21 protein-coding genes are annotated in these 22261 nt (G+C 66.0%); 6 read left to right on the forward strand and 15 right to left on the reverse strand.

Features of this window, described 5'->3' with window-relative positions; genetic code table 11:
• Positions 1 to 33: 33 nt before the first annotated feature.
• From GGI48_RS03925 to pedF, 10 genes are all read right to left on the reverse strand, one after another.
• Positions 34 to 1761, reverse strand: coding sequence for a NahK/ErcS family hybrid sensor histidine kinase/response regulator (locus tag GGI48_RS03925; protein ID WP_047303334.1), 1728 nt, complete (start codon positions 1759 to 1761; stop codon positions 34 to 36).
• Positions 1745 to 2908 carry an alcohol dehydrogenase-like regulatory protein ErcA gene (gene ercA, locus GGI48_RS03930; protein WP_179597088.1) on the reverse strand — a complete coding sequence of 388 codons (1164 nt, stop codon included), beginning with the start codon at positions 2906 to 2908 and terminating at the stop codon, positions 1745 to 1747. The genes GGI48_RS03925 and ercA overlap by 17 nt, the downstream gene beginning before the upstream one ends.
• Positions 2909 to 3074: 166 nt before the next feature.
• Complete coding sequence (pqqB, locus tag GGI48_RS03935; RefSeq protein WP_179597090.1) at positions 3075 to 3989, reverse strand: pyrroloquinoline quinone biosynthesis protein PqqB; 915 nt, start codon at positions 3987 to 3989, stop codon at positions 3075 to 3077.
• A gap of 61 nt (positions 3990 to 4050) precedes the next feature.
• A complete protein-coding gene (pqqA, locus tag GGI48_RS03940) occupies positions 4051 to 4122 on the reverse strand; it encodes a pyrroloquinoline quinone precursor peptide PqqA (protein WP_011060521.1) in 72 nt (23 codons plus the stop codon).
• Between the two features lie 285 nt (positions 4123 to 4407).
• Complete coding sequence (locus GGI48_RS03945; RefSeq protein WP_047303328.1) at positions 4408 to 5928, reverse strand: aldehyde dehydrogenase family protein; 1521 nt, start codon at positions 5926 to 5928, stop codon at positions 4408 to 4410.
• A gap of 207 nt (positions 5929 to 6135) precedes the next feature.
• Positions 6136 to 7896 (reverse strand): PQQ-dependent alcohol dehydrogenase PedH, encoded by a 1761-nt coding sequence (pedH, locus tag GGI48_RS03950; protein ID WP_179597092.1) that lies wholly within the window; start codon positions 7894 to 7896, stop codon positions 6136 to 6138.
• 292 nt (positions 7897 to 8188) lie between these two features.
• On the reverse strand, positions 8189 to 9112 hold the full coding sequence (locus GGI48_RS03955) for a quinoprotein relay system zinc metallohydrolase 1 (protein ID WP_179597094.1): 924 nt from the start codon (positions 9110 to 9112) through the stop codon (positions 8189 to 8191).
• Positions 9113 to 9147: 35 nt separating this feature from the next.
• Positions 9148 to 9918 carry a quinoprotein dehydrogenase-associated SoxYZ-like carrier gene (locus tag GGI48_RS03960; protein ID WP_179597096.1) on the reverse strand — a complete coding sequence of 257 codons (771 nt, stop codon included), beginning with the start codon at positions 9916 to 9918 and terminating at the stop codon, positions 9148 to 9150.
• A gap of 8 nt (positions 9919 to 9926) precedes the next feature.
• Positions 9927 to 10802, reverse strand: a complete 876-nt coding sequence (locus GGI48_RS03965; RefSeq protein ID WP_179597098.1) for an ABC transporter substrate-binding protein — start codon at positions 10800 to 10802, stop codon at positions 9927 to 9929.
• A gap of 5 nt (positions 10803 to 10807) precedes the next feature.
• Positions 10808 to 11269, reverse strand: coding sequence for a cytochrome c-550 PedF (gene pedF / locus GGI48_RS03970; protein ID WP_016967318.1), 462 nt, complete (start codon positions 11267 to 11269; stop codon positions 10808 to 10810).
• 254 nt (positions 11270 to 11523) lie between these two features.
• Between pedF and exaA the strand changes: the two genes are divergently transcribed.
• The gene (gene exaA / locus GGI48_RS03975; RefSeq protein WP_103742390.1) at positions 11524 to 13419 is read left to right on the forward strand and encodes a quinoprotein ethanol dehydrogenase; all 1896 of its coding nucleotides are present in this window, start codon (positions 11524 to 11526) and stop codon (positions 13417 to 13419) included.
• Between the two features lie 186 nt (positions 13420 to 13605).
• The gene (locus GGI48_RS03980) at positions 13606 to 14265 is read left to right on the forward strand and encodes a pentapeptide repeat-containing protein (protein WP_179597100.1); all 660 of its coding nucleotides are present in this window, start codon (positions 13606 to 13608) and stop codon (positions 14263 to 14265) included.
• A gap of 81 nt (positions 14266 to 14346) precedes the next feature.
• On the opposite strand, the gene GGI48_RS03985 is transcribed toward GGI48_RS03980, so the two are convergent.
• The 5 genes from GGI48_RS03985 to GGI48_RS31095 form a co-directional block, all read right to left on the reverse strand.
• Entirely contained in the window at positions 14347 to 15609 is a 1263-nt protein-coding gene (locus GGI48_RS03985; protein ID WP_179597102.1) for a type II toxin-antitoxin system HipA family toxin, read from the reverse strand.
• Entirely contained in the window at positions 15602 to 15919 is a 318-nt protein-coding gene (locus GGI48_RS03990) for a helix-turn-helix domain-containing protein (RefSeq protein ID WP_179597104.1), read from the reverse strand. The genes GGI48_RS03985 and GGI48_RS03990 overlap by 8 nt, the downstream gene beginning before the upstream one ends.
• Before the next feature lie 162 nt (positions 15920 to 16081).
• Positions 16082 to 16723 (reverse strand): response regulator transcription factor, encoded by a 642-nt coding sequence (locus GGI48_RS03995; protein WP_179597106.1) that lies wholly within the window; start codon positions 16721 to 16723, stop codon positions 16082 to 16084.
• A complete protein-coding gene (locus GGI48_RS04000; protein WP_179597108.1) occupies positions 16723 to 17994 on the reverse strand; it encodes a sensor histidine kinase in 1272 nt (423 codons plus the stop codon). Before GGI48_RS04000 ends, GGI48_RS03995 begins: the two co-directional genes overlap by 1 nt.
• Positions 17995 to 17996: 2 nt before the next feature.
• A complete protein-coding gene (locus tag GGI48_RS31095) occupies positions 17997 to 18119 on the reverse strand; it encodes a hypothetical protein (RefSeq protein WP_259699551.1) in 123 nt (40 codons plus the stop codon).
• Positions 18120 to 18309: 190 nt separating this feature from the next.
• Here GGI48_RS31095 and GGI48_RS04005 point away from each other — a divergent pair, with 190 nt between their 5' ends.
• Genes GGI48_RS04005 through GGI48_RS04020 form a run of 4 tightly spaced genes read left to right on the forward strand, consistent with a single transcriptional unit; the run spans position 18310 to position 22045 of the window.
• Positions 18310 to 19494 carry an ABC transporter substrate-binding protein gene (locus GGI48_RS04005; protein WP_179597110.1) on the forward strand — a complete coding sequence of 395 codons (1185 nt, stop codon included), beginning with the start codon at positions 18310 to 18312 and terminating at the stop codon, positions 19492 to 19494.
• Between the two features lie 30 nt (positions 19495 to 19524).
• Positions 19525 to 20499, forward strand: a complete 975-nt coding sequence (locus GGI48_RS04010; protein ID WP_047303315.1) for a YVTN family beta-propeller repeat protein — start codon at positions 19525 to 19527, stop codon at positions 20497 to 20499.
• Complete coding sequence (locus tag GGI48_RS04015) at positions 20496 to 21254, forward strand: ABC transporter ATP-binding protein (RefSeq protein ID WP_179597112.1); 759 nt, start codon at positions 20496 to 20498, stop codon at positions 21252 to 21254. Before GGI48_RS04010 ends, GGI48_RS04015 begins: the two co-directional genes overlap by 4 nt.
• Complete coding sequence (locus GGI48_RS04020; RefSeq protein ID WP_179597114.1) at positions 21251 to 22045, forward strand: ABC transporter permease; 795 nt, start codon at positions 21251 to 21253, stop codon at positions 22043 to 22045. The genes GGI48_RS04015 and GGI48_RS04020 overlap by 4 nt, the downstream gene beginning before the upstream one ends.
• The last annotated feature ends 216 nt before the right edge of the window (positions 22046 to 22261 follow it).

Below are 22261 nucleotides of genomic sequence, written 5' to 3' on the forward strand. Positions count from 1 at the left end.
GGTACTGGAATGCCCCCTGGAACAGGCCCGGCCCTAGCCCAGCAACTGGCTGAGCACGGCCCGCAACTTGCCCGGTTTCACCGGTTTGTTGAGCAGCGGCGCCCCCAGTTGCTGCAAGGCCCGGCGGCACTGGTCGCTGCGGTCGGCGGTGATGATCACCGCCGGCAGCGGCTGCTGGAAGTGCTCGCGCAGCTGCTGCACCACCTGGCACCCGGTGACCCCGTGATCCAGGTGAAAATCCGCCAGGATCAGCTCCGGCGCCCGGCCCTGGAGCACCGCCAGGGCGGCCGCCTGATCGGTGGCGGTGAGCACTTCGCAGCCCCACTGACCGAGCAGCGCGGCCATGCTCTCAAGGATGCTCAGCTCGTTGTCCAGCACCAGCAAACGCCGCCCCGGCAACGGGTTGCCGGTGCCCGGCTGCGGTGCCTGCAAGCTGATGGGCAACGGCACTCGGTCCGCCAGGGGCACCTGGATGCTGAACCGTGAGCCGCGTCCTGGCCGCGACTGCACCTGCACCCGGTAGCCGAGGATCTTGGCGATGCGCTCGACGATCGCCAGCCCCAGGCCCACCCCTTTGCGGTCGGCGGCGCGGCCTACATCCAGCTGATTGAACTCAAGGAAAATCGACTCCAGGCGGTCGGCGGCAATGCCGCGCCCGGTGTCCCACACCTCCAGCCGCAGCTGATCGCCGCGACGGCGCGCCGCCAGCAAAATGCTGCCGCGCTCGGTGTAGCGGCAGGCATTGCTGAGGAAATTGCGCAGAATCCGGGTCATCAAACGCAAGTCGGTGAACAGGGCAAAGTCGCCGAAGCGCACCCGCAGCTCCAGGCCCGCGGCCTCGGCCACCGACTGGAACTCCGAGACCAGCGGCGCGAGCAATTCATCCAGGCGATACACCGCCGGGTCCGGCTTGACCGCTGCCTGGTCGAGCTTGGAGATGTCCAGCAGGTCGGTGAGCAGGTCCTCGGCGCCCTCCAGAGCCTGGTGCGTGCGCTCCACCAGCAGTTGCTCGGCCGCCGGCAGGCGCCGCTCGCGCAAGGTGGAGATCAACAGGCGCGCGGCATTCAAGGGTTGCAGCAGATCGTGGCTGGCGGCGGCCAGGTACTTGTCCTTGCTGCGGTTGGCCGCCTCGGCGGCGTCCCGGGCCTCGCGCAGGTCGCGCTCGATGCGCTCGCGCCGGGCGATCTGCTGCTGCAGGTTGCGGTTGGCTTCCAGCAGTTCATCGGTACGCGCCGCCACCCGCTGCTCCAACTGGTCGTTGAGCTGTTCCAGGCGCTGCTGGGCCAGCTTGCGCTCGGTGATGTCGGCGACGAACCCTTCCACCAGCCCGTCCTGGTCGGGCTTGAGCAGCAGGTTCATCAGCACGTCGATGCTGCTGCCGTCCTTGCGTCGCAATTGGGTTTCATAACCCAGCAGGCTGCGCTGGCTTTGCAACTGCTCGCCAATGACCGCCAGTTCCGCGGCGCCGCCGACGAACAGATTGCCCGCCAAATCGGCCAGGGAAAACAGCACTTCCTGGGGGTCCTGATACCCCAGCATGCGCGCCAGGGCCGGGTTGGCCGCGCGCAGGCCGGCCTGCAGGCTGGCCTGGAAGATGCCGTGCACCGCGTGCTCGAACAGCCACTTGTAGCGATTGCGTTCGGTTTCCAGGTCCTCCAGGCGCGCCGCCAGCTCCGGGTAATGGCTCTTGCGCGCCGAGTGGTTGCCCAGCCCCAGGAGCCCGGCCAAGGCCCGTTGCTGGTCGTCAGAGGGCCTCGCCATACACCACCTCGACATCACGCTGGCTGGATTCGCGAGGGTTGGTGAGGATGCACGGATCGTCCATCGCATGCTGCGAGAGGAACGGAATATCGCTGCTGCTGACCCCATGCAGGCTCAGGGTTTCGTGGAAGCCGATGGCGTGCTTGAGGGCGATCAGGTGCTCCACCAGGCGCCCGCAGATCTGCCGCTGGTTGAGCCCGCGACAGTCGATGCCGAAGGTTTCGGCAATCACCTTGAAGCGTTCCGGCGCCGCGCTGTAGTTGAAGGCCACCACATGCTCCACCAGCACCGCGTTGCACAGGCCGTGAGGCAGGTCGAGAAAGCCCCCCAGGCTGTGGGACATGGCATGCACCGCGCCAAGAATCGCGTTGGAGAACGCCAGCCCGGCCTGCATGCTGCCGAGCATGATCTGCTCGCGCAGGGCGATGTCCCCGGGGTTGGAGATCATCTGCACCAGGTTGCCGTTGATCAGGCGCATGGCTTCCAGGGCATGGGGATCGGTGAGCGGGCCGTGGCCGGTGGAAACGAAAGCCTCGATGGCATGCACCAGGGCGTCGATGCCGGTGCAGGCGGAGAGAAACGGGTCCATGCCCAGGGTGGTTTCCGGGTCGATCAGCGACACATCCGGCACCACCGCCTTGCTGACGATGGAGAACTTCATCCGTTCCTGCTGGTTGGAGATGATCACGAACTGCGAGACGTCCGCCGAGGTGCCGGCGGTGGTGGGAATCATGATCAGGGGCGGGCTCGGCACGCGGATCATGTCCACCCCCTCGAACTCGAGGATGCTGCGCCCGTGGGCCACCACGATGCCGATGCCCTTGCCGCAATCCATGGGGCTGCCGCCGCCGACGGCGACGATCACATCGCAAGCGTTTTCGCGGTAGACCTCGGCGCCCTGCATCACCTCCTCCACCCGCGGGTTGGGCGACACCTGGCTGTACAGGCAATAGTCGACGCCCTGGGCCTGGAGGCTGGCCTCGACGTCGGCGACCCAACCGGCAGCGATCACCCCGGGGTCGCTGACCACCAGGACCTTGCGCGCGCCGAAGGTCTTCGCATAGTTGCCGACGTTATGCCGGCAACCGGCGCCAAAGATGATTTCCGGAGACACGAATTTGCGCAGCAGACTGAGATTCTGGCTCATGGGGGAAGCCTGTTTTCTTATTGTTCTGAAAGGAGAACGCCAGCCTAAAGCATCCGTTGCTGAAAGCAACGCGCGCGTTGCGCGCAGCGGCAAGCTTCAAGCGACAAGCAATGCCAGAGCGGTAAGCCAGCTTTGAGCTTGCAGCTGGAAGCTTGCCGCTGCTCGCTCAGAGCTGGATGTCCATGCCGTCGTACGCCACTTCGATGCCGCGGCGGGTCAGTTCCGCGCGTTCGGCGGAGTCTTCGTCGAGGATCGGGTTGGTGTTGTTGATGTGGATCAGCACCTTGCGCGCTCGGGGAAAGCGCTCCAGCACTTCAAGCATGCCGCCGGGGCCGCTTTGCGCCAGGTGGCCCATGTCGCTGCCCAGCTTGTCGCCGACGCCACAGATGCGCATTTCATCGTCGCGCCACAGGGTGCCATCCACCAGCAGGCAGTCGGCGCGATCCATCCATTCCAGCAGGGCCTCATCCACCTGCCCCAGCCCCGGGGCGTAGAACAGGCTGGCGCCGCTGCGCCGGTCCTCGATGAACAGGCCGATGTTGTCCCCCGGGTGCGGGTTGCCACGATGGGGCGAATACGGCGGCGCGCTGCTGCGCAGGGCAATGGCCCGCAAGGCGATGTCCGGGCAGGCCGGCAGGCTGAACTCGCGGCCATCGAGGTGAATGGGTTGCCACTGCAAGCCGCCGTTCCAGTGGCTGAGCATGTTGAACAGGGGGAAGCCGCTGCTCAGGTCCTGATGGACCATCTCGGTGCACCAGACCTGATGCGGGCAGCCTTCGCGCAGGCTGAGCAGGCCGGTGCAATGGTCAATCTGGCTGTCCAGCAGGATCACCCCGGCCAGTGCCGTGTCCCGAAGCTGCCGGGCCGGTTGCAGGGTCGGGAAGGATTCCAGTTGCTGGCGAATGTCCGGCGAGGCGTTGCACAGGATCCACTCGCTGCCGTGGTCGCTCAGGGCGATGGATGACTGGGTGCGGCGCTGGGCGCGCAGGCTGCCGTCGCGCACCCCGGCGCAGTTGCGGCAGTTGCAGTTCCACTGGGGAAAACCGCCGCCCGCCGCGGACCCGAGAATGCGGATATGCATGAGGTGCTCCTGAAGGGCAAAGGGCTCCGGTCGACACCAGTACCGGCCGGAGCGGGACGGCTCAGCGGTTGGCGAAGTACATGGTCACTTCAAAGCCGATACGCAGATCGGTGTACGCGGGTTTATGCCACATGGGGTCAAGCCTCTTGTTGTGCCGGGGAATTCCGGTAGCGGCATTAATGCACGGGGCGCGCGGCGGCCGAATGCTACTTTGGGACGAATCGGCGGGGTGCGTTGGTAGGGGGAAATGGGGGTGGTCTTGCGGGCCTCTTCGCCAGCAAGCTGGCTCCTACAGGGATGGCGGTGGTGCGGCTCGCCCCGGTAACAACGCACACGGGGAGGTGCCCACCCATGAGCCCTCCCCGTGTCCGTCCCGCACAAGCGCGGCGGCACCCAACCACCGCGCCTGTTGTTGCCCTTAGAAGAAGCCCAGGGGGTTGATGTCGTAGCTCACCAGCAGGTTCTTGGTCTGCTGGTAGTGGTCGAGCATCATCTTGTGGGTCTCGCGGCCCACCCCGGATTTCTTGTAGCCACCGAACGCGGCGTGCGCCGGGTACAGGTGGTAGCAGTTGGTCCACACGCGGCCGGCCTTGATCGCCCGGCCCATGCGGTAGGCGCGGTTGATGTCGCGGGTCCACAGCCCGGCGCCCAGGCCGAACTCGCTGTCGTTGGCAATCGCCAGGGCTTCGGCTTCGTCCTTGAAGGTGGTCACGCCCACCACCGGGCCGAAGATCTCTTCCTGGAATACGCGCATCTTGTTGTGGCCCTTGAGCAGGGTCGGCTGGATGTAATAGCCGCTGGACAGGTCGCCTTCCAGGCGCTCGGCGGCGCCACCGGTGAGCAGCTCGGCGCCCTCCTCCTGGGCGATCTGCAGGTAGGAGAGGATCTTCTCGTACTGCTGCTGCGATGCCTGGGCGCCGACCATGGTCTCGGTGTCCAGCGGGTTGCCGCGCTTGATCTTGACGATCTTCTTCATCACCTCGGCCATGAACGGCTCGTAGATCGACTCCTGCACCAGGGCGCGGGATGGGCAGGTGCAGACTTCACCCTGGTTGAAGAACGCCAGCACCAGGCCCTCGGCGGCCTTTTCGATGAACTTCGGTTCGGCCTGCATGATGTCTTCGAAGAAGATGTTCGGCGACTTGCCGCCCAGTTCCACGGTGGACGGAATGATGTTCTCGGCGGCGCATTTCATGATGTGCGAGCCCACCGGGGTCGAGCCGGTGAAGGCGATCTTGGCGATGCGCTTGCTGGTGGCCAGGGCCTCGCCGGCTTCGCGGCCAAAGCCCTGGACAATGTTCAGCACCCCGGCCGGCAGCAAGTCGGCGATCAGCTCGGCGAAGATCATGATCGACAGCGGGGTCTGCTCGGCGGGCTTGAGCACCACGCAGTTGCCGGCGGCCAGGGCCGGGGCGAGTTTCCAGGCGGCCATCAGCAGCGGGAAGTTCCACGGGATGATCTGCCCGACCACGCCCAGCGGTTCGTGGAAATGGTAGGCGGTGGTCAGTTCGTTGATCTCCGCGGCGCCGCCTTCCTGGGCGCGGATGCAACCGGCGAAGTAGCGGAAGTGGTCAGCGGCCAGGGGCACGTCGGCGTTGAGGGTTTCGCGCACCGCCTTGCCGTTGTCCCAGGTCTCGCTGACCGCGAGGATCTCCAGGTTCTGCTCGATGCGGTCGGCGATCTTCAGCAGCACCAGCGAACGGTCCTGGGCGCTGGTCTTGCCCCAGGCCTCGGCGGCGGCATGGGCGGCGTCCAGGGCCTTGTCGATATCGGCGGCGCTGGAACGGGGGAATTCGGCGATCACTTCGCCGTTGACCGGCGAGGTGTTGGTGAAGTACTGGCCCTCCACCGGTGGCACGAACTGGCCGCCGATGAAATTGCCGTAGCGTGGCTTGAAGGACACGACGGCGCCTGGGGTTCCGGGTTGTGCGTAGATCATGCTGAGCCTCTGCTGGTCGAGGCCTGTCCGACGACAGGCGATGCACCGATGGTAGAGAGCCCCGCCTGCCGGACGAATGCATCGTTGGCAGGGGGGCTCTCGTCATTTGGTCGTAGAAGCAGACTTGAGCTGCAAGCTGCAAGCTGCAAGCCTCAAGTCTGCCGAGGCTTCTTCTTGTGGCTTGCAGCTAAAAGCTTGCCGCTGCTTTTAAGTCTTGGGCAGCTTGAAGGTCCAGAGCATGCCGCCCTGGTTGAAGTCCTTGACCCGCTTGGCCACTTCGCCTCCCCACAGCGGCACCGCGCCGCCCCAGCCGGAGAGCACCGAGACGTACTGCTCGCCGTCCATTTCCCAGGTCACGGGCGAGCCCAGGACCCCGGAGCCGGTCTGGAATTCCCAGACCTTCTCGCCGGTCTTGGCGTTGAAGGCCTGGAGGAAGCCCTCAGGCGTGCCGGTGAACACCAGGTTGCCCTTGGTGGTCAGTACCCCGCCCCACAGCGGCGCGAAGTTCTTGTGGCGCCAGACTTCCTTGCCGCTGATCGGGTCGATGGCCCGCAGCACGCCGATGTAGTCCTCGTTCAGCGGCTTGATGGTGAAGCCCGCGCCGAGGAACGCCGCGCCCTTCTTGTAGGCGATGCCTTCGTTCCAGATGTCCATGCCCCATTCGTTGGACGGCACATAGAACAGCCCGGTGTCGCGGTTGTAGGCCATGGGCATCCAGTTCTTGGCGCCAAGGAAGGCCGGGGCGACGAACACCGAGCTGCCCTTGGCTTCGCTGCCCGGCGCGCCGGGACGGCTGGCCTCGTTGTAGATCGGCCGGCCATTCTTATCCAGGCCGGTGGCCCAGGTGATCTTGTCGACAAAGGGGAAGCCGCGGATGAACTTGCCGTTGGTGCGATCGAGCACGTAGAAGAAGCCGTTGCGGTCGGCGGTGGCGGCGGCCTTGATCTCCTTGCCGCCCTCCTTGTAGTTGAAGGAGATCAGTTCGTTGACGCCGTCAAAGTCCCAGCCGTCGTGGGGGGTGCTCTGGAAGTGCCACTTGATGGTGCCGTCGTCCGGGTTTAGGGCCAGGCGCGACGAGGAATACAGGTTGTCGCCAGGGCGCAGGTGGGAGTTCCACGGCGCCGGGTTGCCGGTGCCGAACAGCAGCAGGTTGGTTTCCGGGTCGTAGTAGCCGCCCAGCCACGGCGCCGCGCCGCCGGTCTTCCACAGGTCGCCCGGCCAGGTCTTGCCCGCCTCGCCGCCGGAAATGCCGTTCTCGACGGCCTTGCCGTCCTTGTACACGTAGCCCATGTGGCCTTCCACGGTGGGGCGCATCCACAGCAGCTCGCCGTTTTTCGGGTCGTAGGCCTGGATCTTGCCGACCACGCCGAACTCGCCGCCGGCGACCCCGGTGATCAGCTTGCCATTGACGATCATCGGCGCCGCGCTGATGGAATAACCCTCTTTGTGGTCGGCGACCTTCTTGCTCCACACCACCTTGCCGGTGTCCTTGTTCAGGGCCACCAGCTTGGCGTCCAGGGTGCCGAAGAACACCAGGTCGCCGTACAGCGCCACGCCGCGGTTAATCACGTCGCAGCACGGGCGGATGTCGTCCGGCAGGCGCGCATCGTACTGCCAGAGTTTCTTGCCGGTACGCGCATCCACCGCGAACACCCGCGAGTAGGAACCGGTCATGTACATCACCCCGTCCTTGATCAGCGGCTGGGCCTGCTGGCCGCGCTGCTTCTCGCCACCGAAGGAGAAAGCCCAGACCGGCCGCAGTTCCTTGACGTTATCGACGTTGAGCATGTCCAGCGGGCTGTAGCGCTGGCCCTGGACGCCCAGGCCGTTGGTGACGATCTGCTGCGGGTTCTTCGGGTCCTGGAGGATCTCTTCATCGGTGACGGCGGCCAGGGCCGCGCTGGACAGCAGCATGGCGCTGAGCACCAGGCTCACGGCGAAAAAGGGACGACGTGGGGGTTGGGTCATGACGGCTACCTCGGCGGTTATTGTTGTTCCCGGGAAATTTTCCCGGTCTGCCGGGAATTCTTGGTCCCGGCCTGTTTGCCAACAATTGCCCGCAGTGCGGAGTTTTCTAGTTCCTTGGTACTGGAGGGGCAGTGGCAAGCGGCAAGCTTTAAGCGGCAAGAGAAGAGCGGTGCAGCTTGCCGCTTGAAGCTTGAAGCTTGCTACTTGCTGCCGCTCCCTCGCCACAATACTGACTCACCACCGCTCATCACTTGCCGCTTGCCGCTGCTTCTCTGCTGCTTCTCTGCTGCTTCTAATCGAGGCGCTGCAGGCGCTGGCGCTCGTAACGCGGGTACAGGTGGCTGACGCTGCGGATCAGCTCGTAGCGGGTCAGGCTGATGCCGGCAAAACGCTCGGGGATCGGGCGGCGGATCATCTCCGCCATATCGTCGCCCTGGGCCGCGCCGTCGCGCATCAACCCGTCCAGCCAGCCCAGGTAGTCACGCATCTGGGCAAAGGGCGCCGTATCGCTGGCCAGCGGGCCATGGCCAGGCACGATCAGCTTCCACGGCAGGGCCTGCAAGGTGTCCAGGTCCTTGAGCCAGACCCCGAGCCCCGGGCTGTTGGGGGTGGTCAGCGCGCGCTCGTAGAACACCAGGTCACCGGCAAACAGCACCCCGGTGTTCTCGTCGAGAATCACCAGATCAGCGCCGGTGTGCCCACTCAGGCCCAGCAGGCGCAAGCGATGCCCGCCCACCTCAAGCACCCCGGGCTCAAGCACCTGGGTCGGCAGCACCACCTCGGTGCCGCGCATCCAGTCGCCGACCAGGCGGTACATGTTCTCGGCCATGGCCTCGCCCTGCTGGCGCAGCAGGTCGGCGGTGCCGGCCAGGGCGCCGATGGGTACGTCGCCAAAGGCCTGGTTGCCCAGCACATGGTCGGGGTGATGGTGGGTCAGCAGCAGTTGGATCACCGGTTTGTCGGTGGTGGCGGCAATCGCCCGGCGCAGGGCTTCGCCGTAGCGCTTGGACGGCCCGCTGTCGATCACCACCACCCCGCTGTCGGTGACGATGAACCCGGTGTTGACGATATTGCCGCCATTGGCCTTGGCGAAGTTGTCGGTGCTGCCTTCCAGCAGCCAGGTGCCCGCGGCGATCTGCCGGGGCTTGAGTGAATAGTCCAGGTCGGCCCGGGCCGGCAGGCCCAGGCACAGCAGCAACAGCAGGATCCAACGCATGGCGCGCCTCGGCTCGGGTGGGTCAAAGGATGCGGTCAGGGCAGCCTGGCCTCGAACTGGTTGCCGCTGTTGTCGCGCAACAGCAAGCGGGTCTGCCCCGGCCCCTGGATATCGAACCCCAGGTTGGGGTTTTCGCTGACCGCCGGGAACAGTTCGAGGCTGGCCAGGCGCTGATCGTTCTGGTCGCGCAATTCGGCGTGGTTGAGGAAGAATTCGGGGACGCCGCTGACCAGGCCGTTGTCCATCGGGTGGGAGATCTGCAGGCGCAGGCGGCTGGCCTCCCCACGGGGATAACGCCCGCCCAGCACCTCGCCGATGTGCTCTTCCCAGCCGGGCTGGGTGCGCACCACGCTGGGGGCGGTACAGCCGCCGCCCGCGGCATCGATCAGGGTCGAGCCCACGTGCCACAGGCCATCGCGGGTCAGCACCGCGGCGCGCAGCGGCGTGGCCTGCTCGATGCGGATGCGGATCGACAGCCAGGGCAGCACCCGCTCCCCCGGTTCGAAATCGACGATGCGCGGCAAGGGGTTGAGCTCGGCCCAGGCGAGGATGCGCACCACCTCGCCGGTGAAGGCACGGGCGTCGATCTCCAGCGGCACCTGCCGCGCATCCTCGGCAAAGGGCGGCGCCAGCAGCTTGACCCGGTCATCGAAGACGAACGCCGCCTCCCCCAGCAATTGCTTGTGGTAGAAGGCCCACATCACCGAGGGCACCGGGTCCGGGCCCGGGGCCTGCGGATCGGCGGCCAGCGCCGGGGTCGCCAAGGGCAGCCAGCACGCCAGCAGACAGGTCGCTCGCCAGTTCATCGCAGCTCCTATTGATACATCTCTGGGACCTCGTAACGCAGGCCATAACGGGCGTACAGCGCCTGCAGGCGACCGTCGCGGATCAGCCCTTCCAGGGCCTCTTCCACGGCATAGGCCAACTGACGGTTGCTTTCATGCACCGCCATGCCGATCTCCCACACCTGCTTGCCCATGTTCGGGTAGGCGTTTTCCGCCAGGGCCAACTGCGGATCAGCGGCCTTGTGCAGCTGCCAGTCGATCTCGCCGCGCATGGCCATCACCGCGTCCACCTGCCCGGCCCGCAAGGCGCCGAACGCCTGTTGCACGCTGGGGTAATGGTGGGTCTTGGCACTGAGCATGCCGTTGAACACCGAGGTCAGGTAGAACGACGGCACGCTGTCCACCTCGACGCCAATGGGGTGCTCCTGGAACACCGCGACACTGGCCACCGAATCCAGCCGGCGGCGGTCGAATGCCACCTGCCAGCGCTCCTCCTGATAGGGGCCGAACATCACCACGTGATCGTTGGCCAGCTCGCCCAGTTCGTTGCGCTTTTGCGCGTAGTCGTGATCGTAGGGCACGCGCATCATCAGGTCGGCCAACTGCTGGTGGCGCAGCGGGCTGCCGCGCCAGATGTAGTCCCGCAGGTCGTCGTCGAGCTTCTCCCCGGGCGGCGCCCAGATCAGTTGCAGGCGCACCCCCAGGGCCTCGGCCAGGGCTTGCGCCAGCTCCACATCGACGCCTCGGGGCTGGCCCTGGTCCTCGAAACTGTAGGGGGCAAAATCCTGGTACACCGCCACCTTCAGTTCACCGGAAGCAATCATCGTGTCGTAGTTGCGCACCCCGGCCTGGGCCGTGGCGCAACACAGCAGCAGGCCAGCCAGGAACAGGGCGAAGCGGCCCATGGCGATCACTCCTCGACGCGCACGCTGTCCAGGTAGGTGCGCACCGCCCACAGGGCTTCCTGGCTCAGGTAGTCGGCCATCTTCGGCATGTACACCCGGCCATCGCGCACCGCGCCGTGGCGCACCCGCTCGACGAACCATTCATCCCCGGCTTCACCGGCGTCGAGCATGCGCAGGTCTGGAGCGATACCGCCGGACTTGGCTTCCAGGCCATGGCAGGCGGCGCAGTTCTGGTTGTAGGCCGAGGCGCCGATTTCCACCGCCTTGTCGTGCTCGGGCGAGGTGCGGTACGGGTTGACCGAAGCCCAGCCGTCGCCATCGACGCTCACCCCGGCGTCCTTGATCGGCGTCAGGCCCTTGGTTTCCACCGCCTGGGGCACCACGTTGCCATGGGCCCATACGGCGCCGGTGGCCAAGGCACCGGTCAGCAGCCCTACCGCGAGCAAGGCGTTGCGTTTTGTTGTCATTGTTATGCCCTCAAGATTGCACGCAAGACCTCAGCTACAGAGGCCATGGCGCCATCTTAGAAACAGCCGGCGGGCGGCCGTATGCTGCTTTGGTGGTCGCGCTCTACTCCCTTGGTAGTAGGGCTTGTGGCGCGGGCCTAAATCAGGTGCCGACCGGGAACTATTCCCGGCAAGGGCGGGACTTTTTCCGTATCTCAACACCCGCCCCGGGGCAGACCCTAGTCAGGCCAAAACCTCCACTGGGAACTGCAACCATGACAATAAGATCGCTACCCGCCCTCTCCCCCCTGAGCCTTGCCGTCCAGGCCCTGCTGCTGGCCGGCAGCCTGTCCCTGGGCGCGGCGGCCACAGCGGCCACCGCCCCGGCGGCACCTGCCAGCCAGAACGTGACCTGGGAAGACATCGCCAACGACCACCTGACCACCCAGGACGTGCTGCAGTACGGCATGGGCACCAACGCCCAGCGCTGGAGCCCCCTGGCCCAGGTCAACGACAAGAACGTGTTCAAGCTGACCCCAGCCTGGTCCTACTCCTTCGGCGACGAGAAGCAGCGCGGCCAGGAATCCCAGGCCATCGTCAGCAACGGCGTGGTCTACGTCACCGGCTCCTACTCCCGGGTATTCGCCCTGGACGCCAAGACCGGCAAACGCCTGTGGACCTACAACCACCGCCTGCCGGACAACATTCGCCCGTGCTGCGACGTGGTCAACCGCGGCGCGGCGATCTACGGCGACAAGATCTACTTCGGCACCCTCGACGCCCGGGTCATCGCCCTGGACAAGAACACCGGCAAGGTGGTGTGGAACAAGAAATTCGGCGACCACAGCGCCGGCTACACCATGACCGGCGCCCCAGTGCTGATCAAAGACAAGACCAGCGGCAAGGTGCTGCTGATCCACGGCAGCTCCGGCGATGAATTCGGCGTGGTCGGCCAGTTGTTCGCCCGCGACCCGGACACCGGCGAAGAGGTGTGGATGCGGCCCTTCGTCGAAGGCCACATGGGCCGCCTGAACGGCAAGGACAGCACCCCCACCGGCGACGTCAAGGCGCCGTCCTGGCCCGACGACAAGACCACCGAAACCGGCAAGGTCGAGGCCTGGAGCCACGGCGGCGGCGCCCCTTGGCAGAGCGCCAGCTTCGATGCCGAAACCAACACCATTATCGTCGGCGCCGGCAACCCCGGGCCATGGAACACCTGGGCGCGCACCGCCAAAGACGGCAACCCCCACGACTACGACAGCCTGTACACCTCGGGCCAGGTCGGCGTCGACCCGAGCACCGGCGAAGTCAAATGGTTCTACCAGCACACGCCAAACGACGCCTGGGACTTCTCCGGCAACAACGAACTGGTGCTGTTCGACTACAAGGGCAAGGACGGCAAGGTGGTCAAGGCCACCGGCCACGCCGACCGCAACGGCTTCTTCTACGTGGTGGACCGCAACAACGGCAAATTGCAGAACGCCTTCCCCTTCGTCGACAACATCACCTGGGCCAGCCACATCGACCTCAAGACCGGGCGCCCGGTGGAAAACGCAGGCCAGCGTCCGGCCAAGCCGCTGCCGGGTGAAACCAAGGGCAAGCCGGTGGAAGTCTCGCCGCCGTTCCTCGGTGGCAAGAACTGGAACCCCATGGCCTACAGCCAGGACACCGGGCTGTTCTACATCCCTGGCAACCAGTGGAAGGAGGAGTACTGGACCGAGGAAGTGAACTACAAGAAAGGCTCGGCCTACTTAGGCATGGGTTTCCGTATCAAGCGCATGTACGACGACCACGTCGGCACCCTGCGGGCCATGGACCCGACCACCGGCAAGCTGGTGTGGGAGCACAAGGAACACCTGCCACTGTGGGCCGGGGTCCTGGCGACCAAGGGCAACCTGGTGTTCACCGGCACCGGCGACGGCTTCTTCAAGGCCTTCGACGCCAAGACCGGCAAGGAACTGTGGAAATTCCAGACCGGCAGCGGCATCGTCTCGCCGCCCATCACCTGGGAACAGGACGGCGAGCAGTACATCGGCGTGACCGTGGGCTACGGCGGCGCGGTGCCGCTGTGGGGCGGCGACATGGCCGAACTGACCAAGCCGGTGGCCCAAGGCGGCTCGTTCTGGGTGTTCAAGATCCCAAGTTGGGATAACAAGACCGCCCAACGCTGACCAACTTGTGGTGAGGGAGCTTGCTCCCGCTGGGCCGCGCAGCGGCGCCAAAACCAGCCCCAGGGATGTGCCCGACACACCCCAGGGGCCGGGTTCACCACGGCTACGCCCCCCCCAGGGCGCCGGCCGAGCGCCAGCCCGCGCCCTCGCCTCACCCGCCTTCACTCCCGCCTGGAGAACCGCACCATGAACTACCTGCCCCTGGCCCTGCTGCTGAGCCTCTCCCCCGCCTTGGCCATGAACGTCGACGACGACGGCAACGACGTCCCGCTGACCGTCAACGGCTGCCTGATCGCCGAAGCCAGCCAATGCCCCGGCGCCAACCTGCGTGGCGCCAACCTGGCCAACCAGGACCTGCGCAAGATGAACCTGGCCGGCGCCGACCTCTCTGGCGCCGACCTGCGCCATGCCCAGCTGGACCTGGCCAACCTGGAAAAAGCCCGCCTGCAAGGCGCCAACCTGACCCGCGCCAGCCTGCAACAGAGCAACCTGCGGCTGGCGGACTTCACCGACGCCAAGCTGATGGCGATCCAGGGCTGGGGCCTGTTTGCCCAGGGCGCGCAATTTGAGAACGCCAACCTCAGCGCGGCCTATCTGCAATTTGCCCGGCTGTCCGGGGCCAAGCTGCACCGGGCCAACCTGCAGGCGGCGGATCTGGAAATGGCCTGGTTGAGCAAGGCGGATCTGCAAGGGGCCAATTTGAGTGAGGCCAATCTGCAAGAGGCCAAGTTCGGCGAGAGCAATCTGGAACGCGCCGATTTGCGCGGGGCGCGGCAGCATTATGGGAATTTTCAGGATGCCAATATGGAGGGGTGCCAGGGGTGTCCGGGGAGTTGGGATAAGTAGGCCGTTGCCCCAGGCATGACCAAGCGCCTCGCTGTACCTGCTATTGGAACAATCGCCAGTTCAATAGCAGCTACAGCCACGCTAGCTGAGTCGCGCAAGGTTTTCGTCGATGCGCGCCTGAATCATGCTCAGGGTGTCCACGCTGATGCCACCCGGGAACCGGGACCGGGCGCTGCGGGCAAAGCCGCTGGCAACCTGGCAGATGTGCTCGATGATATCGGTGGCCTCCCTCACCGAGAGTTCCGCCTCCACCGCCGCGAGCCTGAGCAAGTGCTTGCGAGTGATGTGCAACGCCTCGCCCAATACGTCCATCTGGTGATAGCCGCCCGGCCCCTCGCAGAAGGTCACGTCGTAAGCCGGCGCCAGCTTCCACTGGCCGCTCGACGACATAAGGTAGGCAAAATTCTTCGGGTGGTCGTCACGGTTGTTGAACGCCACGTTGAACACAATCCGGGCAAAGGCCTGCGCCTTTTCCCGCACATCATTGCAGCAGTACTGGGTTGCCCGCAGGAAATTGCTGTAGTCCAGCGCCCCGGCTGCTCGGTAGTCCGCACCGGTAAAGGCGGCGAGGCTTTGCATGGGCACGCGCATGTCTTTGTGCCGGTCGAATCTTCGGGTGGCGAAGGCCGCCTGCCCATTGGGTAGCTCGAAGTGTTCACTGTCCGACGTTTCGATGGCGCATTCGCGCAAGCATTGCGCGTAGACAGCTTCGATAGCACAGACCTCGGGGTGTTCACCCGCTCCCGGGAACTTGATCAACCAGGCTTCCAGGCCTGATGCCGCCGCCGTGCTGAAACGCCCTCCCGCAGGGTCGCGATAGAGCAAGGCCTTGGGTCGAGCGCCCTGCGGCGAGCCGCCCATGCGCAGCAGTCGCTGCAGAAACTCCCCGCCCTGACCATTGAGCACCTCCTGAACTTCGGCAGCCAGTCGCTCAAGGGGAACCTCTTCAGGCGCCATGAACAGCTCCGGCGCCACAGGCTCGAACGACATCGCGCCCATGGCTTGGGTGCCGATATAGGTCAGTCGCTCCAAAGGACCAATCTGCGCGGGGTTGAGACCACGGCGTTTGAACAAGCGATCCATCAGCAACATGCCCCAACCGTCAGGCAGCGAGTCATAGACCGGCCCCGGCAGCCACAGTTGATGATCGGGAAAGTCCCGACGCAGCCTCGGGCCCTTGAGCGGCAAGCGCAAGGCCGACAGTTCCAGGCCGCGATCCTGTGCCTCCTCGCTGTACTCGAAGGCAATCAAGGGGCGGCCGGTCAGCGCCGTCGTGGATACCAGCGAACCCCAGCGCCAGTGCTCCCCCCAACCGTCGTAGTAGACATCGACTTGCTTAAGCATCGGCGGACTTCCTTTTGACGCGCTGCCGCTGGGCGCCCTGTTCATAACGGAGGATGTCGTCGATGCTGTCCAGCTGCGGCAGGAACAATTGCTCCAGCTCGCGAAGACGCCCCAGCACCATCGCCACGCGAACCACGCTGTCGAATGCGACACTACGCCCGGCCTCCAGATTGGACAGGGTGCCAACCCCGATGCCGGCACGGGCGGCGACTTCGGCCTGAGTCATCTGCTGGGACAGGCGTTCCTGGCGCAGGCGGGTGCAAAGCAGCTTGAGCACCTCATCCGGCCTGGCAAGCGTTAAATTCAGCATATCGAGTGTTAAATCCTTAAATCTCACATAACACTCAAAATTATAGAGTTATGCTGGAAATTTATGAAGAACCCAATAACTTCATAAATCTGATTTTTATCCCGTGAATTAGCAAAATAATAAGCAAAATACTGAATTTATCTTGCCGCTTACCACTTGTAGCTAGCCGCTGCTCACCCGCACCACCCCCATATCAATCCCCAAATGCACCAACTCCGCATGGGAACTGACCTGCAGCTTGCTCTTGAGCAAGGTCAAATGGTTCGACACAGTCTTGGCGCTGATGCACAGCTGCTCGGCAATCACCCGCACCGGGGTGCCCTTGGCCAGCATCACGAAGATCTCCAGCTCGCGCTGGGTCATGCTCTGCAAGCGCGGGTCGCTGCTGTTCTGCGCCGGGGTGCAGGCCAGTTGCGTGGCCAGGGGCTGTTCGATGTAGGCATGCCCGGCCAGTACTCGGTGCACCGCTTCGATCAGCACCTGGGGCGCAGAGTTCTTGGTCAGGTAGCCCGAGGCACCCGCCTCCAGGGCCTGGCGCACCAGGGGCAGTTCGTCGTGCATGCTGAAAAACAGCACCCGCAGCTGCGGCAGGCGCTGGCGCAGGCGGCGGGTGGTCTCCAGGCCGCTGATGCCCGGCAGGCCGAAATCCATGATCACCAGGTTCGGCACTTCTTCGGCAACCCGGGTCAAGGCCTCTTCGCCGCTGGCGGCTTCGCGCACCTGCATCGCCGGCAATACCGCGCGCAGCAGGCTGGCGTAACCCTGGCGGACCACGGCGTGGTCATCCACCAACAAGATGTTCATCAGGCCTCCAGGGGCATGTTCAGGGGCATGTTCAAGGCCAGCGCCCAACCGGCGCCGGGACGGCTGAGGATGTGCAGTTCGCCGCCCAGGCTGCGGGCCCGTTCGGCCATCGAGTGCAGGCCGACGCCGGGGCGCTGGGGCTGGCGCGCGCCGCAACCGTTGTCGCGCACCAGCAGGCGCAGGCCCCGGGCGCTGCGTTGCAGGCGCACCCGTACCTGGCTGGCGTCGGCGTGCCGGGCGACATTGGTCAGCGCTTCTTGCAGCAGGCGGTAGAGGTGGGTCTTGCTGGCGCTGGGCAACGCTGGCAGGTCGGCGCCGACCCGCAATTGGCAGTCGATGCCCTGGCTGTCCTGCCATTGGCTCACCAGCAGGCCGAAGGCTTCGGCCAGCGGCAGGTGCTGCAGCACCACCGGGTACAGGTCCTGCACCAGGGCGCGAAAGCCTTGCTGCAAGCGCTCGCAGTTGAGCTCCAGGGCCTGGGCCGTGTGCTCCACCACCGTCGGCTGGTCGGCCACCATGCGCAGCAGGCAGACCTGGGCGCGGATGCCCGCCAGGTATTGCCCGAGGTCGTCGTGCAGGGTCTGCGCCAGGTAGGTGCGCTCACGCTCCTGCACCGCCAGCAGGGCCTGGGTCAGTTGCGCGTTGTCGGCGCGGGTCTGTTCCAGGGTCGCGGTCATGCGGTTGAAGTGCCCGGCCAGTTGCCGCGCCTCCGGCAGGCCGGCTTCGCGCAGGCGCACCGCCAGTTGCCCGCCGGACACCTGCTGCAAGGCGCGCAGCAAATCATCCAGCAAGCCCATGCCGCGGCGCACGGCCCAACGGATGGTCAGCAGGCTCAGGAACAGGGCCAGGCCGCACAGGCTCAACAGCTGTTGCAGGGAATCCCAGACTTCGTCGATCTCATCCCGCGCGTCCACGGCGATCAGAACTCTGCGGCCGTCGCCCAGGTCCAGTTCGCGGGCGCTGTGGCGGCGCTCGCTGAACAGCTGGCGGCCGAGCCAGGCGTCCAGCCCGGCCTCTTCCGGCATGCGGGCCGCCTCGTCAGGCGCCAGCCAGTGCACCCGCACATGGCGCAGGCTCTGGGTCAGGTGCGGTTGCAGGCCCGCCGGGTTGCGCGCGGCGCTGTCGCTGAGGTACTCCACCACCGCCTCGGCGGACTGCAATTCACGTTCGACATCGGCCACCGCCTGATGCAGCAGCAAGGCGGCGCAGGCCAGGGTCACCACGGCAAAGAATGCCGTGACCCACAGGTTGATCCGCCACAGCGCCGACATGCCTAGCGCCCCGGCACCAGCGGCAGCGCTTGGGGCAGCACCGGGCGCGGGCCGTGCAGGCGGTCGACGCCGATCAGGCTGAGGATCAGCAGCAAGGGCAGGAGCAGCACTTTGATGATGCGCATGAGCATCTCTCTCAAGGTTCGGGCTCAGGGCTCGGGGCGGGTTCGGCCAGGGTCGGGGCCGCTGGGACCATGCTAAGACCGCCGCACCCGCGCCGGGCTACTACCTTGGTACTGCCCGAGCGCTACTTTCTGCATATTTCCCCGCCCCGACGCTGTTCCTATGCTGGCGCCACCTGCCGTGGAGTGCCTTATGCACCAGCCTGCCCCGCTTATCCTGACCTGCCTGTTGGCCCTGACCTCGGCCCTGTTGCCCATGGCCGCCAGCCAGGCCACGGAGGAATCGCTGCAAGTGCGCATCGGCTACCTGGGCTATCGCCCCGACCCCGGCCCGCTGCTGTCCAACATCATCCCCGAGCCTGCCGACGCCGGGCTGCAAGGCGCGCAGCTGGCGATTGTCGACAGCAACAGCACCGGGCGCTTTCTCAAGCAGCAGTTCCAGCTCGACAGCGCCAGCGTCGACAGCCCCGAAGCCTTGCTGCAAGCGGCCAAGGCCCAGCACGATCAGGGCCTGCGGCTGTTCGTGGTGAATGCCCCGGCAGCCAGCCTGCGCCAGTTGTCCGCCGCCCTGCCCGACAGCCTCTTGTTCAACGCCGGCAGCCCCGACGACGCCCTGCGCAGCAGCCAATGCCTGAGCAACGTGCTGCACAGCCTGCCCGGCCGGGCGATGCTGGCCGACGCCCTGGTGCAGTTCATGGTGCTGCGCAAATGGCAACGGGCCTTGCTCATCGTCGGCCAGACCGAGGATGACCGGGCCTATGCCGATGCCCTGCGCCGGGCCACCCAGCGCTTCGGCGTGAAGCTCGTCGCGGAAAAACCCTGGACCTTCGACAACGACCAGCGCCGCAGCGCCCAGGCCGACATGCCGCTGTTCACCCAGACCGCCGAATACGACGTGGTGCTGGTGGCCGACGAGCGCGGCGACTTCGGCGAATACCTGCCCTACCAGACCTGGTTCCCGCGCCCGGTGGCCGGCACCCAGGGCCTGACCCCCACCGGCTGGCACAAGAGCGTGGAAACCTTCGGCGCCGCGCAACTGCAAAAGCGCTTCGAAGCCCAGGCCGGACGCTGGATGAACGACCGCGACTTCGCCGCCTGGATGGCCGTGCGCAGCGTCGCCAGCGCGGTGAGCAAACTGCGCCAGGCCGAGCCTCGGGCCCTGCAGACGCTGCTGCTCAGCGAGCAGTTGCCCCTGGACGGGTTCAAGGGCCGCAAGCTCAGCTACCGGCCGTGGAACGGCGAACTGCGCCAGCCGATTCCCCTGGTGCAGCCCCGGGCCCTGGTCAGCACTTCGCCCCAGGACGGCTTCCTGCACCCCTTCAACGAAATGGACAGCCTGGGCTACGACCGCCCCGAAGTGACCTGCCGCTACCCCTGATCCGATAACCACAACAACAAGGAATCCGCCATGCGCCGCCCTCTTCTCTGCCGCTCCGCCCTGTGCGCGGCCCTGCTGTTCGCCGCCGGGCACGCCATGGCCGCCACCGCCTGGGTGTCCAATGAAAAGGACAACAGCCTGAGCCTGATCGACATGCAGACCCTGGAAGTCACCGCGACCCTGCCGGTGGGCCAGCGCCCGCGCGGGCTGCTGCTGTCCCATGACAACAAGCTGCTGTACATCTGCGCCAGCGATTCGGACCGGGTCCAGGTGATGGACGTGGCGACCCGCAAGATCATCAAGGAGCTGCCCTCCGGCAAGGACCCCGAGCAGTTCGCCCTGCACCCCAACAACCGCTGGCTGTACGTATCCAACGAGGACGATGCGCTGGTCACGGTGATCGACACCGAGACCGCCAAGGTCCTCGGTCAGATCAACGTCGGGGTCGAGCCCGAGGGCATGGCGGTGAGCCCCGACGGCAAGTGGGCGGTCAACACCAGCGAAACCACCAACATGCTGCACTGGATCGACACCAGCACCCAGACCCTGGCCGACAGCACCCTGGTGGACCAGCGCCCGCGCTTCGTCGAGTTCAACCAGGACGGCTCAAGGCTGTGGGCCTCGGCGGAAATCGGCGGCACCGTGACCATCCTCGACGTGGCCACGCGCCAGGTGCTCAAGACCCTGAACTTCAAGATCAAGGGCGTGCACCCGGACAAAGTGCAGCCGGTGGGCATCAAGCTCAGCGCCGACGGCAAGTACGCCTTCGTCGCCCTGGGCCCGGCCAACCACGTGGCGGTGATCGACGCCAAGACCTACGAGATCCTCGACTACCTGCTAGTGGGGCGGCGGGTCTGGCAGCTGGCATTCACCCCGGACCAGAGCCAGTTGCTGGCCACCAACGGGGTCAGCGGCGATGTTTCGGTAATCGACGTCAACAGCCTCAAGGTGCTCAAGTCGGTGAAGGTCGGGCGCTATCCCTGGGGCGTGGTGGTGACCCCATGAACGCCCTGGAGGTCAGCCAGCTGAGCTTCGCCTACGGCCCGCGCCAGGCCCTCGATCAGGTCAGCCTGAGCCTGCCCCCAGGGCGCTTTGCCGCGCTCTTGGGCCCCAACGGCGCCGGCAAGTCGACCCTGATCGCCCTGCTCACAAGGCTCTACGACCTGCAGCAAGGCGACATCCGCGTCGGCGGCTGCTCGCTGCGCAACGCCGCCCGCGCCGCCCTGCGCCAGCTCGGCGTGGTGTTCCAGCAAAGCACCCTGGACCTGGACCTGAGCGTCGAGCAGAACCTGCACTACCACGCCGCGCTGCACGGTTTGTCGCGGCGCCAGGGGCAGGCGCGGATCGACGCCGAACTGGCGCGCCAGGGCTTGAGCGAGCGGCGCCGGGAAAGCGTCCGTGCCCTGAATGGCGGCCACCGCCGACGGGTGGAAATCGCCCGCGCCCTGCTGCACGAACCGCGCCTGCTGCTGCTCGATGAAGCCAGCGCCGGCCTCGACCCGGCCAGCCGCCTGGCGCTCAACCGGCACATTCGCCAGCTGTGCCAGGAGCAGCGCCTGAGCGTGCTCTGGACCACCCACCTGCTGGATGAAGTGCAGGCCGACGACCAGTTGCTGATCCTGCATCAGGGGCGCCTGGTGGCCAGTGGCGTGGCCAGCGCCATCAGCCAGCAACAGGGCGGCGACCTGGGCACAGCCTTCGCCCGCCTGACCCAGAATCCCCAGCCGCGCCCGGCGCCGATCGGAGAACCGCTCGCATGAACGCCTACTGGCAGTGCCTGCGCGGCATCGTGCTGCGCGAATGGTTGCGCTTCGTGCTGCAGCGCACACGCTTTCTCAGCGCCCTGGTGCGCCCGCTGCTGTGGCTGCTGGTGTTCGCCGCCGGCTTTCGCGCGGCCCTGGGCATCGCCATCATGGAGCCCTACAGCACCTACATTCCCTACGAGGTCTACATCGTCCCGGGGCTGGCCTGCATGATCCTGCTGTTCAACGGCATGCAGGGCTCGCTGTCGATGGTCTACGACCGGGAAATGGGCAGCATGCGCGTGCTGCTCACCAGCCCCCTGCCCCGGGCCTTCCTGCTGGCCAGCAAGCTGCTGGCCACCTCGCTGATCTCGCTGCTGCAGGTCTACGCCTTCCTCGCCGTGGCCTGGCTGTATGGCGTGCAACCGCCGGCCATAGGCCTGCTGGCCGCGCTGCCGGCCTTGCTGTTGGTGGCCCTGATGCTCAGCGCCCTGGGGCTGCTGCTGTCCAACGCCATCCGCCAGCTGGAGAACTTTGCCGGGGTGATGAACTTCGTGATCTTCCCCCTGTTCTTTTTGTCCTCGGCGCTGTACCCGCTGTGGAAGATGCTCGAAGCCAGCCCCTGGCTGTACTGGCTGTGCGCCCTCAACCCCTTCACCCACGCCGTGGAACTGGTGCGCTTCGCCCTGTACGAACGCTTCAACCTGCTGGCCCTGGCCGTGTGCCTGGGCCTGACCCTGGTGTTCTCCGTGCTGGCGGTGCTGACCTTCAACCCCCAGCACGCCGCCCTGCGCAAAAGCACCGCCTAGTTTTCCCCGGATGAAAGAGCCCCTGTAGCCGCTGCCGAGCCTAGGGCGAGGCTGCGAAAAGGGCCGCAGGACCTTCCAGCGATCCGCAAACCGGCACATTGCAGCGAATACCCCCCCCCGTGGGTTGCCCTGATGGATCGCGCTGGCAGGTTTGGCGTCTCCTGCGCAGCCTGCGGCAGCGGCTACAGACAAGCGCGAGAGCGTCGCCCTGCCAGC

This window comes from Pseudomonas protegens, from assembly GCF_013407925.2.
GTDB classification, from domain to species: Bacteria; Pseudomonadota; Gammaproteobacteria; order Pseudomonadales; family Pseudomonadaceae; genus Aquipseudomonas; species Aquipseudomonas fluorescens_AP.

What these genes read in the sequence shown, in the direction of transcription:
- GGI48_RS03925 (WP_047303334.1), bottom strand. Translation starts at nt 1,761, where the DNA reads ATGGCGAGGCCCTCTGACGACCAGCAACGGGCCTTGGCCGGGCTCCTG.
- ercA (WP_179597088.1), bottom strand. Translation starts at nt 2,908, where the DNA reads ATGAGCCAGAATCTCAGTCTGCTGCGCAAATTCGTGTCTCCGGAAATC.
- pqqB (WP_179597090.1), bottom strand. Translation starts at nt 3,989, where the DNA reads ATGCATATCCGCATTCTCGGGTCCGCGGCGGGCGGCGGTTTTCCCCAG.
- GGI48_RS03945 (WP_047303328.1), bottom strand. Translation starts at nt 5,928, where the DNA reads ATGATCTACGCACAACCCGGAACCCCAGGCGCCGTCGTGTCCTTCAAG.
- pedH (WP_179597092.1), bottom strand. Translation starts at nt 7,896, where the DNA reads ATGACCCAACCCCCACGTCGTCCCTTTTTCGCCGTGAGCCTGGTGCTC.
- GGI48_RS03955 (WP_179597094.1), bottom strand. Translation starts at nt 9,112, where the DNA reads ATGCGTTGGATCCTGCTGTTGCTGCTGTGCCTGGGCCTGCCGGCCCGG.
- GGI48_RS03960 (WP_179597096.1), bottom strand. Translation starts at nt 9,918, where the DNA reads ATGAACTGGCGAGCGACCTGTCTGCTGGCGTGCTGGCTGCCCTTGGCG.
- GGI48_RS03965 (WP_179597098.1), bottom strand. Translation starts at nt 10,802, where the DNA reads ATGGGCCGCTTCGCCCTGTTCCTGGCTGGCCTGCTGCTGTGTTGCGCC.
- pedF (WP_016967318.1), bottom strand. Translation starts at nt 11,269, where the DNA reads ATGACAACAAAACGCAACGCCTTGCTCGCGGTAGGGCTGCTGACCGGT.
- exaA (WP_103742390.1), top strand. Translation starts at nt 11,524, where the DNA reads ATGACAATAAGATCGCTACCCGCCCTCTCCCCCCTGAGCCTTGCCGTC.
- GGI48_RS03980 (WP_179597100.1), top strand. Translation starts at nt 13,606, where the DNA reads ATGAACTACCTGCCCCTGGCCCTGCTGCTGAGCCTCTCCCCCGCCTTG.
- GGI48_RS03985 (WP_179597102.1), bottom strand. Translation starts at nt 15,609, where the DNA reads ATGCTTAAGCAAGTCGATGTCTACTACGACGGTTGGGGGGAGCACTGG.
- GGI48_RS03990 (WP_179597104.1), bottom strand. Translation starts at nt 15,919, where the DNA reads ATGCTGAATTTAACGCTTGCCAGGCCGGATGAGGTGCTCAAGCTGCTT.
- GGI48_RS03995 (WP_179597106.1), bottom strand. Translation starts at nt 16,723, where the DNA reads ATGAACATCTTGTTGGTGGATGACCACGCCGTGGTCCGCCAGGGTTAC.
- GGI48_RS04000 (WP_179597108.1), bottom strand. Translation starts at nt 17,994, where the DNA reads ATGTCGGCGCTGTGGCGGATCAACCTGTGGGTCACGGCATTCTTTGCC.
- GGI48_RS31095 (WP_259699551.1), bottom strand. Translation starts at nt 18,119, where the DNA reads ATGCGCATCATCAAAGTGCTGCTCCTGCCCTTGCTGCTGATCCTCAGC.
- GGI48_RS04005 (WP_179597110.1), top strand. Translation starts at nt 18,310, where the DNA reads ATGCACCAGCCTGCCCCGCTTATCCTGACCTGCCTGTTGGCCCTGACC.
- GGI48_RS04010 (WP_047303315.1), top strand. Translation starts at nt 19,525, where the DNA reads ATGCGCCGCCCTCTTCTCTGCCGCTCCGCCCTGTGCGCGGCCCTGCTG.
- GGI48_RS04015 (WP_179597112.1), top strand. Translation starts at nt 20,496, where the DNA reads ATGAACGCCCTGGAGGTCAGCCAGCTGAGCTTCGCCTACGGCCCGCGC.
- GGI48_RS04020 (WP_179597114.1), top strand. Translation starts at nt 21,251, where the DNA reads ATGAACGCCTACTGGCAGTGCCTGCGCGGCATCGTGCTGCGCGAATGG.